Genomic DNA, 17,222 nt, shown 5'->3' on the forward strand with positions numbered 1-17,222 from the left:
TCGGTGAGCTTGTCCACGGCGTGCTTGGTGTCCAGGAACATGATCACCCGGCCCTCACGGGCCGCGATCTCGGTCGTCGTCGCGTACTTGTCGGCACCGTGTACGTGCAGCACGTGGTGCTCCATCGTCGTGACCGCGCCGGCCGAGGGGTCGACCGAGTGGACGACCGGGTCGTGCAGGTAGCGGCGGACCAGCAGGTCCACGTTGCGGTCCAGGGTCGCGGAGAACAGCATGCGCTGGCCCCCCGGACGGACCTGGTCGAGCAGCGCGGTGACCTGCGGCATGAAGCCCATGTCGGCCATCTGGTCGGCCTCGTCCAGGACGGTGATGTCCACCTGGTCCAGCCGGCAGTCGCCACGGTCGATGAGGTCCTTGAGCCGGCCGGGGGTCGCGACGACGACTTCGCTGCCACCGCGCAGGGCGCCGGCCTGACGGCCGATCGACATACCGCCGACGACCGTGGCCAGCCGGAGCTTGACGGAACGGGCGTACGGAGCGAGCGCGTCGGTGACCTGCTGGGCCAGCTCCCGGGTGGGAACGAGCACGAGGGCCAGCGGTTGCCGGGGCTCGGCACGCCGCCCGGCGGTACGGGCCAGCAACGCCAGCCCGAAGGCCAGCGTCTTGCCGGAACCGGTTCGCCCACGGCCCAGGACATCACGGCCTGCGAGGGTGTTGGGCAAGGTCGCCCCCTGGATCGGGAACGGGACGCTCACGCCTTGGGCCCCGAGCGCGGCGAGAAGCGGCTGGGGCATGTCGAGATCGGTGAACGCCTCGACCGCGGGCAGCGCCGGGGTGAGCGTCCTGGGAAGAGCGAACTCTCCCCTCACCGTGGCGGGCCGACGGCCGGCACCGGCCGGCCGGCCGACGGACGGGGAACCGAAGCGGACGCCGCCCTTTCCTGCGTCGGCACTGCCATTGCGAGTGCGGGCGGAGCGGTCATTCGTACGTGTGCGGTTCATGCGGAACCTTCCTCGATGAGGCACGTATCAAGGCATCCGCAGCAAATGAACAGCACGGCGAATCGCAAGAACGAGCCTGAGTGAAAAATGAAATAGATCAAAAGCGAATCCGGCAGGCAGGAGGAGAGCCGAGCCGGTCGCCGAAATTCAGGAGCACGGCCGGCATGGCCCCGGCCCCGGAGTGAGAACTCGCACGGAGCACAGAGGCGAAGGGCCGGAGAGCCCCTTCAGGGGTGAGGACGGGGGTGCGTGCCGCTTCGATCACGGCGGGACGTGGAATACCCCGCCCCCGAACGGAACGAGCTGGGGCCCGCACCCCAAGGTGCGGGCCCCAGCTCGTACGCGTCAGATCAGGCGGGAACGATGTTCTCGGCCGTCGGGCCCTTCTGGCCCTGCGCGATGTCGAAGGTCACCTTCTGACCTTCCTGCAGCTCACGGAAGCCCTGGGCGGCGATGTTCGAGTAGTGGGCGAACACGTCTGCGCCGCCACCGTCCTGCTCGATGAAGCCGAAACCCTTTTCCGCGTTGAACCACTTCACGGTACCAGCAGCCATGTCATATCTCCTTTGGGGCAGTACATCAGAATCCACACTGCGCGGACACTGTGTCGCCGCGATGATTACCCCGCCCGGAAAATGACCGGAAATACAAAAGTGCTCCCACCGGCAGGAACCAGGTGGGGGCACTTGAAGTTTTTGGGAACCACAACTGCAACTGAGACCGACAGTAGCACGCCGGAACCACTTGCGCGTGTTCGATAATTCCACTCCACTCTTCGTGACAAAAACTCTTGCTGCCCGGCCCGTCAAACTCTCACCTCACGGGCACAGATATTGAGCGTTTTGAGCCCTACCTCTCCTGGGGAGGGCGGCCTCGACGATTGACGTCATTCGATTCGGGCCGCGTCACGGTCTTCGTGAGATCCGTCAGGACTTGGGTCGCGCCACCCCGCGTCCGACGGGTGCACGGGACGTGGCCAGTGCGCGGTCGATCGTCCGTTCCGTCGGGGCCAGTTGTCCACCGGGCGGGCGTCTGCGTCCGGTGACGCCCCAGGATCCGGCGCCCGTGCAGGCGCGGCAGGCCGGGATGGGTACGTACGCCCTGGCATTCACAGATCCGGATGATCCGGTGAGTGCGGGCCGCGGTCAGGTCGTGGAACCGGTCCGGCAAGGCCGGCGAGATCCACAGCGCGCACCCCATCGGGTCGGTTACGACCTCCGCGTCCACACCGCAGTGACGGTGCTTGTGCGAGCAGTCGGTCCGACCGCCGCCCACACGCTCGCACTCGGCGAGTGTCCCGTCGAACAGGACGCACTCCGGCTCCGTTCGTGCTCACGCGGAATCTTGAGCAGGCCGGCGGCCGGACGAGGATTCGCACGCGTCGCCGGAGCCTCGTCCGCGCCACCGCCGGATCCCGGCTGCTCGCAACAGCCCGCGACGGGGCGGCGACCTCTTCGGCGCGCACCCCATCGTGGCCGGCTGGTCTGCGGCCGGCTCTGCGACGGTCTCCGAAGGGCAAGGGGGTGGAGGTGTACGCCGCGAGTCGCGGCATGATGTGCGTCACAGGCCGTGTGGACCGTATGCGGGCGGCTCGAACTGTTCGATGGCGCGATCTCGTGAATTCGGAAGGAAATCGGGCACGGATGCCCGCTGTCCGCCCGAATGATATTGCCGGGCCGGAAGACGGGCGCACGACGGTCCGCCACACCCCCTTCCCTCCTTCCCGGATTTCCACGAGTGTGCTGCGATGTTTCCTTTCCGTTGACGCTTTCGTGGTAAACCAAGCCGGTGGCGCACCCTTGACGCCCTGTCGCCCGTGGCCACCGGGAAATACCGCCCACAGCCGGGTATCCGGGCGAGGGCGGCGAGAGGCCTGGTAGCGCTTCGCAGACCTCACCGGGTGGGCACTGCGCCCCTTTCGCATGCCGGAGGCGGTCGCGGACTCCAGCGCCGCGCGCCACAGGACGACGGCGGGGATCGAAGAAGGTGGAGCCGACCGTCCGCAGGGAACCTCACACGTATACGGTCAGTTTCGTTTCGTCGACGACGGCGGCGTGCCGGGGGCCGGCTCCTCGTCAAAACCCCTGACCAGAAGGCCACCATGCGCGTGCAGCACTCCTGCCCGCGTTCCCACCGCGAAGAAGCGCGGTGCCGGCCTGCGTGGCCGCCCGTAGCGCATCGTCACGCAGGACCGGAAGCGGCGGGACCCAGCTCACGCGCCGGATCTCAGCCAATTCGGTTCGTCGAATCACGTTCGAGATCCCGGACGCGGGTCGTTCCAGGGCCACGATCAGGTCGGGCCAGGACACACTCTGTCGGGGGTGATGGCGTGGTTGGTGGACTGCGGTTAACACGAGATCTCGCGCGACGACAAGAGCGCAATTGTCGCCTGCCATTACACGCTCGACAAATAAAGGGCTCTCCATGTTTAGGCTGAAAGTAGGGCCTAAGGATCATTGACTGCCCGGAAGAGGCCCCGTTACCTTGGATCGGCGCCCCGTACAGAAGAAAGCATTCTGTACGGGGTCACACGTGTGAAGGAAAGGCACTCAACGACGGGGCGCATTCGGTCGGCCCGTCCCTCCGGTACAGCGAAGCAAGCGCACGTAAGTCGTCGATTTCGTCGCGCCCTTGTGGCGTATCAGGGCCCGGCCGGCCGACGCTCCGTCGCCACCGGTCCGGGACGGAGATGAGGGTGATGCACGTGGTGGATTCCGTCTTTGTCATGCCGGGTACGGTGGCCGCCCCCCGCGCGGGCGTCCTGTCCGAACTGCACAACCGCTACGAGACCGTACGAGAGGCGCTGTCCCGCATCGACAAGGCGGCCCAGGAGATGGGACTGCCCCTCATCAGTGCCCGGCTGATCGAGCGCAACGGGACGGCCGAACGGCGCGGCCCCGAGGTGCAGTACCTGGAGATCTTCGCGGTCAGCATCGCGACGCACCACATGCTGATCGCCGAGGGTGTGAAGCCCGTGGCCATCGTCGGGCAGAGCATCGGGGAGCTGTGGGCTCTGGCCGCCGCGGGGCACCTGTCCGTGGAGGACGCCGCACGCCTGGCCGTGGTCCGGTCCCAGGTGCTGACCCGGCAGAACTGGGACGGCAAGATGCTCGCGGTCGGTGTGGACGGCCACCGGGCGGAATCGCTGGCCGGACTGATGAACCATCCGGACCTGGTACTGGCCTGCGAGAACGCCCCACGGCAAAGTGTCATCAGTGGCCCCGAACATTTGATCGAGCAGGTGGAGCGGGTGGCCGACGCGTTCGGCTGGCCGAGTCTCCCCCTGGACGTCCCGCATCCGACCCATACTCCGGCGATGGCTCAGGCCGCACGCGACCTGCGGGCGACCGCGCCGCGGGTTCCCTACGGTTCCGGGCGCTGGCGGGTGTGCTCGCCCTGGCTGGGCCGGGATGTCGGCGACGACGACCCGGTCGATCTGGTCGCCGGCGCGCTCACGGCCCGGGTCCGGGTGCTGCACACGATCCGTGAGCTGCACGCGGCGGGCGCTGACGCCTTCGTGGAGTGTGGGGAGTGGCCAGTCGTGACCAAGTTCGTCGAGGCGTCGGTCCCGGGCGTGCAGTGTGTCGTCCCGCTGAGTGAGGGCGATCCGGTCGAAGCCGTGCGGACACTGTTCGCCGAGTCCGGCGACGTCGGCCGGTTCGGGTCGCGCCTGCCGGCGCCGTCGAGCACGGGACACGGTTCCGCGGTGCGGGCGAGTACTCCCGCACCGGCCCGCGTCGTGTCGGTGCCCCCCGCCCCCACTCCGTCGACCGAGGCTGCCGCGCCGGCCCCGCCCTACGCGGCCCATGTCACCTACGTGACCCCCGCGGCCCCGGTCGCGGAAGTGCCGCTCGCGGAGGCCCCGGTCACGAGGGTCCCCGCCGCCGCTCCGGTCCCGGCCGCTTCTGCCGGGCTGGACTACGACTCGGTGCTGGACGAATTGCGGACTCTTTACGGTGACTTCCTCGGCTACCCGGCGGATCTGCTCGGTGAGGACGACGGCCTTGAGTCGGAGCTGGGTGTGGAGTCACTCAAACAGGTCGTTCTGCTCGGGCGGGTCTCCGACCGGTTCGGCCTCCCCGGGCTGCGGGCGAATTCCTCCCTGCTGACCGTCGGCACGCTGCGCAGGATCGCGGAGACCGTCGTGCAGGCCCGAGCAGAGGCTGCCGCACGATGACCCCTACGGACAACCTGCGCGGCCGGGTCGCACTCGTGACCGGGGCCGCGAAGAGCCTCGGCGCGGACGTGGTCCGCCGCCTGGCGCGGAGCGGTGCACACGTGATCGTCAACTACTTCCACTCCGTCGAACAGGCCCAATCGCTGCGGGCGGAACTGGAACAGGCCGGGCACAGCTGTGAGTTCATCCGCGCCTCGGTGGCCAAGACCAGCGAGATCGATCGAATGTTCGACCTGATCCAGGAGCGGCACGGCAGCCTGGACATTCTGATAAACAACGCTGCGGGCGGGGCGTTCCTGCCCCTGTTCGACGTCGACGACACGTACTGGCAGCGGGCGTGGGCCACCAACGTGATGGCGGCCTACCACTGTTCGCGCCGGGCGGCTGAACTCATGGCGGGACGAGAGGGTGCGAGCATCCTCTGCCTGTCCAGCGTCGGAGCGCACCAGCCCGTTCCGGGTTACGGTCCCGGCGGCGTCACGAAGGCCGCGCTGGAATCGATGGTCCGTTACCTGGCGCTCGAACTGGCCGGCCAGGAGATCCGGGTGAACACGGTGCTGCTGGGCTCCGTCGCCAGCGAGATCGTCGTCAATCTCGACGCCCCGACGGCGGCCCTCGGTGGCTCGGCGGGGGGCGGCGAGCTGATGCGTCGCACCCTCTCGACACCGGAGGCGGCCAAGCTGATCGTCCACCTCCTGCACGAGGATCTCGGCTTCATCACCGGGCAGACCATCGTCGCCGACGGCGGCATCAGCATCGCCGGGATGCAGGGCATGCGGCTGCACAGCAGGCTGGCGGACCGAGTGAGCGTACCCGCCCGGCATCAGCCGGCCCCGTCGGCAGCACCGCCGCCGGAGGCGAACCCGGCGGCCTCTGGACAACCGGGGGCCGCCCGCCCGGCGTCGGCGCCCACTCCCCCACCGGTGCCGGACCCCGCCCCTGAGCGGGCACGGGAACAAGCCCCGCCACCCCCGCCCGCGCCCGCGCCGGTGACACCTCCCGCGCCGGAGCCACCGGCGGAGACGGACCCCGGAGCCGTCGCCGTGGTCGGACTCGGCCTGGCCCTGCCCGGTGCGAACAACGCGGCGGAGTTCTGGGACCGGCTGCGGGACGGCGTCCTGCTCTCCAGCGAGCCGTCGGCCTTCGACCTGAAGCACTTCTGGGCGCCGACAAGGGAGGACACCGACGCCTTCTACGTCCGTGAGGCCGGGTACATCCAGAGCTTCGTCCCCGACCCCGCCTCGGTCTCCGAGCCGGACGGGAACGCCGGCCACCCCGGGTGGCCGCGGACCACACGCTGGCTGCGGCACTGCACCGTCCAGGCCCTGGAGGGCGTACACCGGCGGCCGACGGACCGGTGGCTCGCCGCGACCACCGGGATACACGACCAGACGGGACTCGGCCCTCAGGGTGTCGTGCTGGGCGACGAATACCGGCGCATGGTGCGCGAGGCCCTCCCCGCCGACGGGGACGGCGACTGGCTGGCCGAGCTCGCCGACCACGCGATCACCGCGCACTACGGTGGTGACGGCGGTGACCCGCAGGCCTACCTGCCGGCGTCCGTCTCCCGCAACGCACTGCGCGGGCTGATCCCCGACGACGCCCAGCACCTGACCCTCGACGCAGCCTGCGCCAGCGGACTGTTCGCCGTGGACGCAGCGGTCAAGGCGCTGCGCGAGGGCTCGGTCGACGTGGCGCTGGTCGGTGGGACCTCTGTGATCGAACCGATCGGGTTCACACTGTTCTGCCGTGCCCAGGGCATCTCGATGAGCGGCAGGATCCGCCCCTTCGACCAGGCGGCCGACGGGACCCTGATCGGTGAGGGTGCGATCACGCTGGCCCTCAAGTCGTACGAGCGGGCCGTGGCCGACGGCGACCGGGTGCTCGGTGTCATCCGGGGCACCGGCCTCGCCGCCGACGGCCGGGGCAAGGGCATTCACGCTCCCGCCACGCGCGGCCAGGAACTGGCGATCTCCCGGGCTTGGGCCGACGCGGGCGTCGAGGCCGACGACGTGGACTGGGTCGTGGCGCACGGCACCGGCACGCCGGTGGGTGACGAGATCGAACTGCGCTCGTTGCTCTCCCGGCTGGGACCGCGTCAGCGGGCGTGCCTGCTGACGTCGAACAAGCAGGTCTTCGGGCACACAGGTGTACTGGCAGGTCTTGTCTCGGTCGCACACGCGCTGGTGGCCCTCGAACGCGGGACGGTCCCCGGTCAGCCCGTGGTCACCGATCCGCACCCGCTGCTCGGCGACGGCGAGCGGCTGACCGTACCGGTCAAGGACGCGGCCTGGCCGACGGACGACACCCGAGCGCGTGTGGTCGGGGTCTCGTCGTTCGGTCTCGGAGGAGCGGACGCACACGTGGTCCTCTCCGACCGTGTGCCGCGATCCGTACCCGCCGAGAGGCGAGGCGGTGACGTGTCAGCCGACACGGAGGACTTGGTCGTCGTGGGCTGGAACACCCATCTGCCCGGCCTGGACCCTGCCCAGGTGCCCGCCTGGCTGGGCGGTGAAGGCCCGCGTCCCGAGGCCGGCTTCGGGACGCCGTACCCCCTGCCCTCCCCCCGCGAGGTGCGTATCCCGCCCCTGACGATGCGGCACATGGACGCCGCTCACCTGATGGTGCTCCAGACCCTCGGCCCGCTGCTGGAGCAACTCGGCGAGCCGGGCACCGCTCTGCGGCCCACCACGGCGGTCATGGTGGGATCGACGCTGCCGACCACACACAACACCAGGGCCGCACTGCGGGTGCACGCCGGCGAGTGCGCCACCACGTTCGACATCCTGCCCGACCCGGTGCAGGCACAGACACTGAAGGAATACCTCGAGAAGGGGATGGCGGCGGCCAAGGGGGTCATCCCCGGCGACCTGAACGAGGACGACTTCACCGGTGCGGTCTCCTGCATCCTGTCCGGCCGGGCCGCCAACTACTACGATTTCCAGGGCATGGGGACCAGCGTCTACGCCCAGAGGGACTCCGCGCACAGCGCCGTCGACCTGGCCCTGCGCCAGCTCCGGCACCGGGCCTGCGACCTGGCTCTCGTCGGCGCCGTGTGCCAGCGGCCGATCAGCGGCTGGGACCGCCACCTCTCCGGCCTGGTGCCGGAGGGCCGGTCCATCGCGGAAGGTGCCGCAGTCCTGGCGGTGACCCGGCGCTCGACCGCGCTGGAGCACGGCCTGCCCGTCCTGGGGGCTCTCTCCACCTCGGTCGAGGGTGCCGGTTCCCGCCACCCGGCGGCGCCCGCGCACTCCCTTCCCGTGCTGGCCGGCGCCGGACACACCTACTTGTCGCTGGACGCACTGCTGGCGGTCGTCGAAGCCGTCGTGACCGGAACGGACACCGTGGTGACGCCCGCCGCCCCCGGATCACCTCTGATCCGGTTCACCGGGCCGGCCGCCCCGCGTCACCACGGCCCTGACCGGGAAGGAGCGGAGCAGGCCTTACGCGCACCGGAGCACACCGAGCCCGTCCTGGACGCGCCGGAGCGCACCGAGCCCGCACCGGTTCCACCGGGCACGCCGGAGCACACCGATGACGTCACCGGCCGCCGCCAGACGTTCCGGCTCCTCCCGACGCCCCCGCCGCCCGAAGTCCCGGCCGCGCCGCCGATCCCGCCGGGCACCGTCGTCATCACCGACGCCCCGGACCTCGCCGAGGCCGTGCCGGGCCCCGACACCGCCGTCTGGTCACCACGGCCGGGCGTCGGAACCGCCATCCACGTGCCTCCCGAGGACGCGTCCGCCGCCCTCACCGGTCTGCCGTTCGTCCCGCGCCACATCCGGGTCCTCTCCAGGCTGCCCGTCGACGACGGGAGCGACGACGCCGAGGCCACCCGCATGGAAGACCTCCAGGACCTCACGTTCACCACCCTCCAGGCGGCGCTGCCCGCCCTGCGCACCGGCGGCTCGCTCGGCGTGGTACTGCTCGGGGCGGTACCGGACGACCTGCCGGCCCCGCTGAGCGGTCTGTTCACCGGTCTCGTCCGCTCCGTCCGGGCCGAGGTTCCGCAGTGCGGCGGGGTGACCCTGCTCAGCGACGCACCGGACATCGCGACGGTCCTGGACCAGCTGGCCCGGGCGGCCACCGCCCAGGTGCCGACGCACACGCTGGCCTGCCGCGGCGGTGCATGGTTCACCCTGGCCGTCGCCGACGACCCCGCGGTGCCGCCCCCGGCCACAGAGGCGCCCCTGCCACCCGGCGCGGTCGTGGTCGCCTTCGGCGGCGCCCGGGGGATCACCCCCGAGCTGCTCCACGCCGTCGCCCGCACCAGCGACCGTCCCCATGTGTACGTCATCGGCCGCACCCCGATGCCGGAGAGCGGTGACGCGCTGCCGCCGCAGGCCGAGTTCATCGCAGAGCAGCGCCGCAGACGCCCCGAGGCGTCGGTGGGTGAGCTGCGCGCCGCCTACGTGAAGGCCCAGGCAGGCCTGGAGGTACGCCGTACCGTGCAACGGCTCGCCGAACTGTGCGGACCGGACCGTGTCCACCACCGGCTGTGCGACGTCCTCGACGCCGAGCGCACCACCGCCGTCCTCGACGAGGTCTTCGGCCGGCACGGACGGATCGACCTGCTCATCAACACCGTCCTCGACCTGCGCTCGCGTGCGCTGCACGCCAAGACCCTCACCGACTTCCGGGCGGTCCGGGCCACGAAGGCGACGGGCTACCGCAATCTCAAACGGGCCCTGACGGGCCGGCTGCCCCGGATCTGGTGCAACTTCAGCACCCTGGCGACACTCGCTCCCGCACCCGGTGACATCGACTACTGCGCCGTCAACGAGTACCTCGCGTACGCGAGCGCCCGGGCCCAGCGGCACGGGCCGGAGGGCCACGACGAGGTCGCGATCCTCTGGAGCGGCTGGCGGGAGGTCGGCGTCGCCAGCAGCCTCACCATGCGGGAGACCCTCAAACGCAACGGGATGGACGCCTACATCAGCACTGCGCAAGGACAGGCGCAGTTCCTCTCCGCCGTGACCCGGCCGCCGGCCGGCGGGGTGGCGTTCTTCATCCGGGAGGAGGAACGCGTCCTGCTGGGCCGGCGCGGGATCAGCACCTGCGGTTCCTCCCGCGCGTTGCCGGTCCCCGCCCCGGACGCCCCGTCGCCCGCCCCGCCGGACCCGGCGCTGACCACGCCGCTGCTCGACGGTGTCCTGTACCGCGGCACGGACTGGGCGGTCTTCACCAAGACCTGGGACCCGCGCACCCTGGCCGAGCAGGACGGGCGCTGGATGCGTCACCACCGGGTCAACGGGGAGTACACGCTGCCCGGTACGTTCGCCTTGGAGGCCGCGGCCTGCGCGGCCGCGGCGCTCTGCCCCGGCCTCGTGGTCACAGGGTTCCGCGGGCTCGTCTGCCGTGCGTCGGTCAAGATCAGGCTCGCCGGGCCGCCGCGCACCGTCGCGGTGGAGGCCCGGGTCACGAGCCGGAAGCACGACCGGGCCGAGGTGGCCGTCAGGCTGACGGCGCACCGGATCGGCAAGAACGGCAAGGTGCTGCGCTTCAACGACCTGCTGGGCGAGACGAAGGTCGTACTGGCAGACCGCTTCCCCGAGCTCCCCGCGCCCCCCGACTGCTCGGCCTACGAACCCGAACCCGGTTTCGTGATGCCGGTCTACTCCCCGGACCCGCCGATCTCGCTCACCGGCCCGTTCGCCGGCACCGGCGACTACGCCCGCGGGCCGGGGGGCAACAGCGGCAGGTTCCGCCTGGACCACGAGGCCTGGGCTCCGGCCCTGGCCGGGATGACCGTGCCGACGATCCTGCTCGACGCGATGGTGCACCTGTTGCTGCTGCCACCGCGCGGGGACAGCCCGCCCCTGGTCGGCCCGATGGCCGGCCTCGACGAGGTCGATCTCGGCGGGCCGGGCAACGACTGCCGGCTCAGTGCGGAGAACCCGGAGATCCGGCTGCACTGCGACTTCGCCACCGGTGCCCTGACCGCCGCGACCGGTGGCGGCCGGGTGCTGGCCCGGATCGCCGGGGTCAGCGCACACGCTCTGGACCACAGCGGAGAGCTGGTCCGGCCCCACCCCCGCGTTCCCCAGCCGCCCCTTTCATGACAGCCGAGGAGACAGCAGTGTTGTGGCAGGACATCACGATCGCCGGGACCGGTGCGTGGATACCGCCCGTCAGGCGCGAGCGCGAGCCGTGGGGCGGGCCGGACACCGAGGAGCCCTCCATGGCGGCGCTCAACGGATTCACCTCGGCCGCCGTCTCGACGGACCACACCGCGACGCAGATGGCGGCCCGCGCCGGCCTCAAGGCGCTGCGCCACGCGGACGTCACCGGCGCCGACCTCAGCCTCCTCGTGCACGCCCACTTCCAGGACGAGGACCACTACACCCCCGCGCCCTACCTGCTGCGGGTGCTCGGGGGACCCGACACCACCGGGATCGAGGTCGGCGCCGCCAGTGACGGCGGGGCCGCCGCGCTCGTCACCGCCGCCGAACACCTCACCGCCCGGCCGCAGGCGAACGCCGCGCTGGTGACGGCCGGTGCCCGTTTCCCCGCCGAGCGCTGGGGCCATGTCCGGGAGACCGGTTACGTGGCCGGCGACGCCGGCGCCGCCGCGGTCCTCACCCGCGGGACGGGCTTCGCCCGGCTGGCAGCGACCGCCCAGGCGGCGGAGCCGCAGCTGGAGGTGCTGACCCGGGCCAGGAAGGGGCACACCGGCACCGGGCGGCCGTTCCTCGCCGAGGAGACCGGACTCATGCCGCACATCGACGCGCTGCAGCGCTCCACCCGCCGCTGCGTCGAGACCGTCCTCGACGAGACCGCGTCGAAACCGGCGGACATCTCGCACGTGGTGGCCATCGCGATCGGGTCGGTCGTGCTCGACATGGTGCTCGCCGGATCACCGCTCAGCGTCCGTTGTGACGAAACCAGTTGGGTCTTCGGCCGGCACCTCGGTCACGCCGGGCCGAGCGACGTCCTGCTCGCCCTCGACCGGTTGTTCCGCTCCGGCACGCTGCGGGCCGGTGAACGCGTTCTCGTCGTGAGCTTCGGACTCGGCTTCCGCTGGACCACCGCGCTGCTCGAAGTCACCCGCGACCCCACCGCCGCGGTACCGGCCGGGCGATAACCAACGGAATGAGACTGACCATGACAGACACGAGTACGGGGACCGCCGCGTCGGTCCCGCTCGCCCCACGGGCCCTGCCGCTGCTGGGCCACGCACTGCCCCTGCTCCGCGATCCGCTGGCCTTCATCATGTCCTTGTCCAAACATCGCACGATGGTCCGCGTCCGGCTGGGCCCGAGCTCCGCGGTCATGATCTGCGATCCGGACCTCACCCGGCAGGTGTTCCTGAACGACCGCGTCTTCGACAAGGGCGGGCCGATCTACGACCGGATCCGCGAGGTCATCGGGGACGGCCTGTCCACCTGTTCGTACACCCTGCACCGGCGGCAGCGGCGGCTGTGCCAGCCCTCGTTCCACCCCACCCGGCTCCCCGGCTACGGGGCGGTGTTCGCCCGGGCGGCCGAGCTGAAGGCGGAATCCTGGAGGGACGGGGACGTCCTCGACATCACCCAGGAAATGATGACGCTGACGACGCGCGCCACCATGGAGACGATGTTCAGCGGCGCGCTGCCCGAGGAGACCATGCGGCGGGCCCTGGCCGACACGGCCACCATCGTCAGCGCGTTCTTCCGCCGGATGATGACACCGGCCCCGCTGCGCCGGCTGCCGACCCCGCGGAAGCGGCGGTACGACCAGGCCCGCAAACGGCTGTCGGACACCATCGCGCAGATCATCGTCGAGCGGCGGGCCGATCCCACCGACCGTGCCGATCTGCTCTCGGCACTGGTCGGGGCGGTGGACGAGGAGAGCGGGGACGGTCAGAAGCAGCTGAACGACGCCGAACTGGCGGACGAGGCACTGACGTTCTTCCTCGGCGGGATGGAGACCACGGCCATCACCCTGGCCTGGGCGCTGCACCTGCTCGCCACGAACCCGGACGTCCAGCACCGCCTTCAGGCCGAGACCGACGACGTCCTGAACGGCGACCGGCTCGATCCCGCGCACCTGACCTCGCTCGGTCTGGCCGGCCGCGTGGTGACCGAGACGCTGCGACTGTATCCGCCCGCCTGGATGATGACCCGCACCGTCAGGCAGGACACCGAGCTCGGCGGCGTACGGCTCAAGGGCGGCAGTACCCTCGTGCTCAGCCCGTACCTCCTGCACCGTCGGCCCGACCTGTACGCCGAGCCCGACCGGTTCGACCCGGACCGCTGGCTCGACGCCCAGCCCGACCGGGCCGCCTACATCCCGTTCGGCGCCGGCCCCCGCAAGTGCATCGGGGACCAGTTCGCCCTCACCGAGTCCGTCCTGGCCCTCACCGCCGTCGTCGCCCGCTGGGAGCTGACCCCCGTCGGCGACCAGCCGTTCCGGCCGAAGGTGGAGACCAGCCTGAGTTCGCGCGGGCTGAGCCTGCGGCTCAGCGAACGGTGGACGGGTGGTACCGAGGGCCCCGGGCTCCACTCGGCCGCCCCCCGGCCCGCAGTCGTCCAGCCGTCCACACAGCCGGGTGCCGCCACCTGCCCCGTGAAGCACCAGGAGTGATGCCGTGAAGCCTCACCTGAAGCCCTTGGTGAAGCAGCTCCTCAGCTCCCGGAGGGCCGACCTGGGCGGAGCGGCCCCGGCCGACACCCTGCACGCCCCCTCCCGCCCTTATCCGAACGGGTGGTTCTGCCTGGCCTTCGCCGACGAGGTGGGACCCGGATCCGTCATCACCCGTCCGCTCGCGGGCGCGGAGGTCGTCGTCTACCGCACGGCCAAGGGCGTGCTGCGGGCGGTCCGGCCCCGGTGCCCGCACCTGGGAGCTCATCTCGGAGTCGGCGGATCGGTCGAGGGGGAGGACATCGTCTGTCCCTTCCACCGGTTCGCGTTCGACCCGACCGGCGCCTGCGTGCGCACGGGCTACGACGAGCCGCCGCCGAGGGCCTCGCTGACGCAGTACCCGGTGTGCGAGACCAACGGCTCCGTCTACGTGTGGTGGCACGCCCTCGGCCTGCCCCCGCAGTGGGACGTCCCTGCCTTTCCCATGGACGGCCGGCAGCCGTTCAGCCACGACACCTACGACATCGCCGGTCACCCTCAGGACGTCATCGAGAACGCGTTCGACTGGGGTCACCTGCCGGCACTGCACGGTCTCAAGGATCTCGACATCGAGGGCACACCCGTGGCCGGTGAACCGGTCAGCACCGTCACCGCGACCGCCCGTGGCACCGTCATGCGCGGGTTCCGCCAGTCCTACACGCTCACGGTGATCGGGCTGGGCACCATCGCGGCCCGGTCCGTGCTGCCCCGGGACGCGGGCAACCTCTATGTGATGCTCCACGCGACCCCGACCGGCCCGGGACGCATCCAGCTCCGCTTCGGCACGAAGCTGGAGCTGAACGGGATCCCCGGCGTGCCCGGGACGATCGGGCGCGCGGCGGTGACGCCCGTGGCCCGGCTGTTCAGTGCCGTCCTCCAGCGGGTGGCCGGCGTCGACACCGGAGCGGACCTGCTGATGTGGCACCACCAGGAGCACGTCGAGCAGCCGAAGCTCGCCAAGGGCGACGGTCCGATCGGCCGGTACCGGCAGTGGGCCCAGCAGTTCTACACGGAACCCACAGGCGGCCTCGTACCCCCGCGGCCGCCCCGCCGGGCCGGAGCGAGCCACCCGGAGGAGTGACCGACGACCACGGCCCGGGCAATGCCGAAACCGCTCCCGGGCCGTCGGCCCCCACCGTGTTCAGACGTAACCCGGGAAGCAGGCCGAGCCGGGTCCGAAAGAGAGGCGACATGGCAGCGGAGAACGGTACGCCCCGCCCCGGGCAGCGACTGGCTGTGCTCGGAGCGGGGGTGATGGGGTCGGGCATCGCCGCCCTGGCCGTCGGGCACGGGCTCGCGGTGTCGCTGATCGATCTGGACCGGCGCCGGCTGGAAGAGGCGCCGGCCAAGATCGCCCACCAGGTACGAACGGCACGGCTGATGGGCGCGCTGCCGGACGAGACCGTCCCCGGCACGCTCGTCACCGGCCTGTCGTTCGCCGGCCTGGTGACGGCCGACGGCGCGACTCCCACCGCGGTGATCGAGGCGGTCACCGAGGACGCCGACACCAAGGCGAAGGTCCTCGCGGACGTGTCCGCGCTGGTCGCTCCCGGCATCCCGGTCATCTCGAACACGTCGGCGATCCCCATCGACGAGCTGGCCCGGGCGGCGGCCCGGCCTGCGGACCTGATCGGCACCCACTTCATGAATCCGCCCTGTCTGATCCGGACGGTCGAGGTCATCCGGGGCACGCATACCTCGGAGGCCACCGTGGACGCGCTGCGGGCACTGCTCAGCGCGCTGCGCCGGGAGCCGATCGTGGTCGACGACGCACCGGGTTTCGTCACGAGCCGGATCCTGCACCCCATGATCAACGACGCGGTACGGGTGGTGGCGGCGGGCACCGCGAGTGCCGAGTCCGTCGACCTTCTCCTGCAGGGGTGCCTGGGCCACCCGACGGGCCCGCTGCGCACCGCCGACCTCATCGGACTGGACAACCTGGTCGACTCGCTGTGGGTGCTGCACAGCCGGACCGGCGACGAAGGGTGTCGCCCCTGCGACTTGCTGCTGGAGATGGTGCGGGACGGTCACCTCGGCCGCAAGAGCGGGCGCGGCTTCTACGAGTACGAGGGAGAACACGCATGACCACGTCATCCAACCGGCCGGTGCCGGAATCCATGGGCGGGCCCGGCACCGTCCAGACGGACCTGCTGCGGCTCCTGGAGAAGCGCACGGGCAGGACCTGGACGACCGACGCCGACGTCTTCGGCGCCGGTGGGCTGTCCTCCCTCTTCGCCATGGAACTGGTGGTGCATCTGGAGAGGGCGTACGGCATCTCCATCCGTGGTGCCGACCTGCGGATGGAGAACTTCCGCACCGTGCTGCAGATGACCGCACTGGTCGAGCGGCTCCGCATCCCGGCCTCCGGGGGCTCCGGTGCGTGAAGCCGTCGCCGCGGCGGCCTCGGCCGTCACGGAGCTGGTCGGCGGCCGGGCGGACGACTGGGACCGGGCGGGCCGGCTGCCCGAGGACGTGGTGCGGGAACTCGGTGCGGCCGGCCGGCTCACCGTCCAGATCCCGGCGGACTACGGCGGACCGGGGTGGAACAGCGCGGACAGCGGCGAGTTCACCGCCCACGTCGGCAGCCTGTGCAGTTCGCTGCGGAGCGTCATGACCTCGCAGGGAATGGCCGCGTGGGCCGTCGAACGGCTCGGTGACCCGGCACAGGCTGCGGACCTGCTTCCACGGCTGGCCTCCGGCGACCTGGCGGCCGTGGCCTTCAGCGAACCGCAGGCGGGCAGCGACCTGTCGGCCATCGAGGCCACCGTGACCGTCGAGGGGAATTCCTTGCTGCTCACCGGCCGCAAGAAGTGGGTGACCGCCGCCGACTACGCCGACCTCTTCCTCGTCGTCGCCAGGATGGGAGAGGGAGGTGCTGTGGTCGTGGTGCCCCGTGCGGCCCCCGGCGTCCGGGTTCGGCGGGTGGCCGATCCGCTGGGCTGCCGGGCCGCCGGACACGCGGACGTCGCGTTCGACGAGGTGCGACTGCCGCTCGGCAGCCTGTTGGGCGGCGGACGCCAGCCGCTGTCCCTGCTGGTGACGACGGCACTGGCCTACGGCCGGATCTCCGTCGCCTGGGGGTGTGTCGGGATCCTGCGGGCCTGCGTGACGGCGGCTGCCGGCCACGCAGGATCGAGGCACCAGTTCGGCCGGCCGTTGGGGCAGCACCAGCTCGTCGCCCGGCACCTGGCCGATCTGTGGACCGCCGAGCAGGTGGCCACCCGGGCCTGCGAGTACGCCAGCCGCTGCTGGGACGACAACGCCGCCGACCTGGCCACCGCCATCGTGCTGGCGAAGTACGTCGGCGCGGAGCACGCGGCCAAGGGCGCGGCGGCCGCGGTCCAGGTGCTCGCGTCGGCCGGTGCGCAGGACGGGCACGTCGTCGCGCGGGCGTACCGCGACGCCAAGCTCATGGAAATCATCGAGGGGAGCAACGAGGTGTGCCAGCTGATCCTGGCCGACCACGCACTCAGCAGAAGGTGACC

10 protein-coding genes and 1 pseudogene are annotated in these 17,222 nt (G+C 71.3%); 8 read left to right on the top strand and 3 right to left on the bottom strand.

Translation table 11 applies throughout. The features are described from left to right. The 3 genes and pseudogenes from ACF1FZ_RS14850 to ACF1FZ_RS14860 all read right to left on the bottom strand — a co-directional run. Window positions 1-959, bottom strand: a 959-nt coding sequence (locus ACF1FZ_RS14850; RefSeq protein WP_391773785.1) for a DEAD/DEAH box helicase, incomplete at its 3' end; no start/stop codon positions are given. 350 nt (window positions 960-1,309) lie between these two features. Next, on the bottom strand, window positions 1,310-1,513 hold the full coding sequence (locus ACF1FZ_RS14855) for a cold-shock protein (protein WP_055611897.1): 204 nt from the start codon (window positions 1,511-1,513) through the stop codon (window positions 1,310-1,312). Between the two features lie 354 nt (window positions 1,514-1,867). After that, window positions 1,868-2,320: pseudogene (locus tag ACF1FZ_RS14860) on the bottom strand (transposase family protein); the annotation flags it as partial. Window positions 2,321-3,663: 1,343 nt separating this feature from the next. On the opposite strand from ACF1FZ_RS14860, the gene ACF1FZ_RS14865 reads away from it, so the two are divergent. The 8 genes from ACF1FZ_RS14865 to ACF1FZ_RS14900 all read left to right on the top strand — a co-directional run bounded on the left by ACF1FZ_RS14865 (window position 3,664) and on the right by ACF1FZ_RS14900 (window position 17,220). Continuing rightward, window positions 3,664-5,136, top strand: a complete 1,473-nt coding sequence (locus ACF1FZ_RS14865; protein ID WP_391773786.1) for an acyltransferase domain-containing protein — start codon at window positions 3,664-3,666, stop codon at window positions 5,134-5,136. Further along, window positions 5,133-11,198 carry an SDR family oxidoreductase gene (locus tag ACF1FZ_RS14870; RefSeq protein ID WP_391773787.1) on the top strand — a complete coding sequence of 2,022 codons (6,066 nt, stop codon included), beginning with the start codon at window positions 5,133-5,135 and terminating at the stop codon, window positions 11,196-11,198. Before ACF1FZ_RS14865 ends, ACF1FZ_RS14870 begins: the two co-directional genes overlap by 4 nt. A gap of 17 nt (window positions 11,199-11,215) precedes the next feature. After that, window positions 11,216-12,220, top strand: coding sequence for a 3-oxoacyl-[acyl-carrier-protein] synthase III C-terminal domain-containing protein (locus tag ACF1FZ_RS14875; protein ID WP_391773788.1), 1,005 nt, complete (start codon window positions 11,216-11,218; stop codon window positions 12,218-12,220). A gap of 20 nt (window positions 12,221-12,240) precedes the next feature. Continuing rightward, window positions 12,241-13,701, top strand: a complete 1,461-nt coding sequence (locus ACF1FZ_RS14880; RefSeq protein WP_391773789.1) for a cytochrome P450 — start codon at window positions 12,241-12,243, stop codon at window positions 13,699-13,701. A 4-nt stretch (window positions 13,702-13,705) separates the two neighbouring features. After that, the gene (locus ACF1FZ_RS14885) at window positions 13,706-14,818 is read left to right on the top strand and encodes a Rieske 2Fe-2S domain-containing protein (RefSeq protein ID WP_391773790.1); all 1,113 of its coding nucleotides are present in this window, start codon (window positions 13,706-13,708) and stop codon (window positions 14,816-14,818) included. 110 nt (window positions 14,819-14,928) lie between these two features. Further along, entirely contained in the window at window positions 14,929-15,822 is an 894-nt protein-coding gene (locus ACF1FZ_RS14890) for a 3-hydroxyacyl-CoA dehydrogenase family protein (RefSeq protein WP_391773791.1), read from the top strand. Continuing rightward, window positions 15,819-16,121 (top strand): acyl carrier protein, encoded by a 303-nt coding sequence (locus ACF1FZ_RS14895; protein ID WP_391773792.1) that lies wholly within the window; start codon window positions 15,819-15,821, stop codon window positions 16,119-16,121. Before ACF1FZ_RS14890 ends, ACF1FZ_RS14895 begins: the two co-directional genes overlap by 4 nt. After that, a complete protein-coding gene (locus ACF1FZ_RS14900) occupies window positions 16,114-17,220 on the top strand; it encodes an acyl-CoA dehydrogenase family protein (RefSeq protein ID WP_391773793.1) in 1,107 nt (368 codons plus the stop codon). The genes ACF1FZ_RS14895 and ACF1FZ_RS14900 overlap by 8 nt, the downstream gene beginning before the upstream one ends. The last annotated feature ends 2 nt before the right edge of the window (window positions 17,221-17,222 follow it).

The sequence above is a fragment of the Streptomyces sp. NPDC014623 genome (assembly GCF_043088245.1).
In the GTDB taxonomy this organism is placed as follows: Bacteria; Actinomycetota; Actinomycetes; order Streptomycetales; family Streptomycetaceae; genus Streptomyces.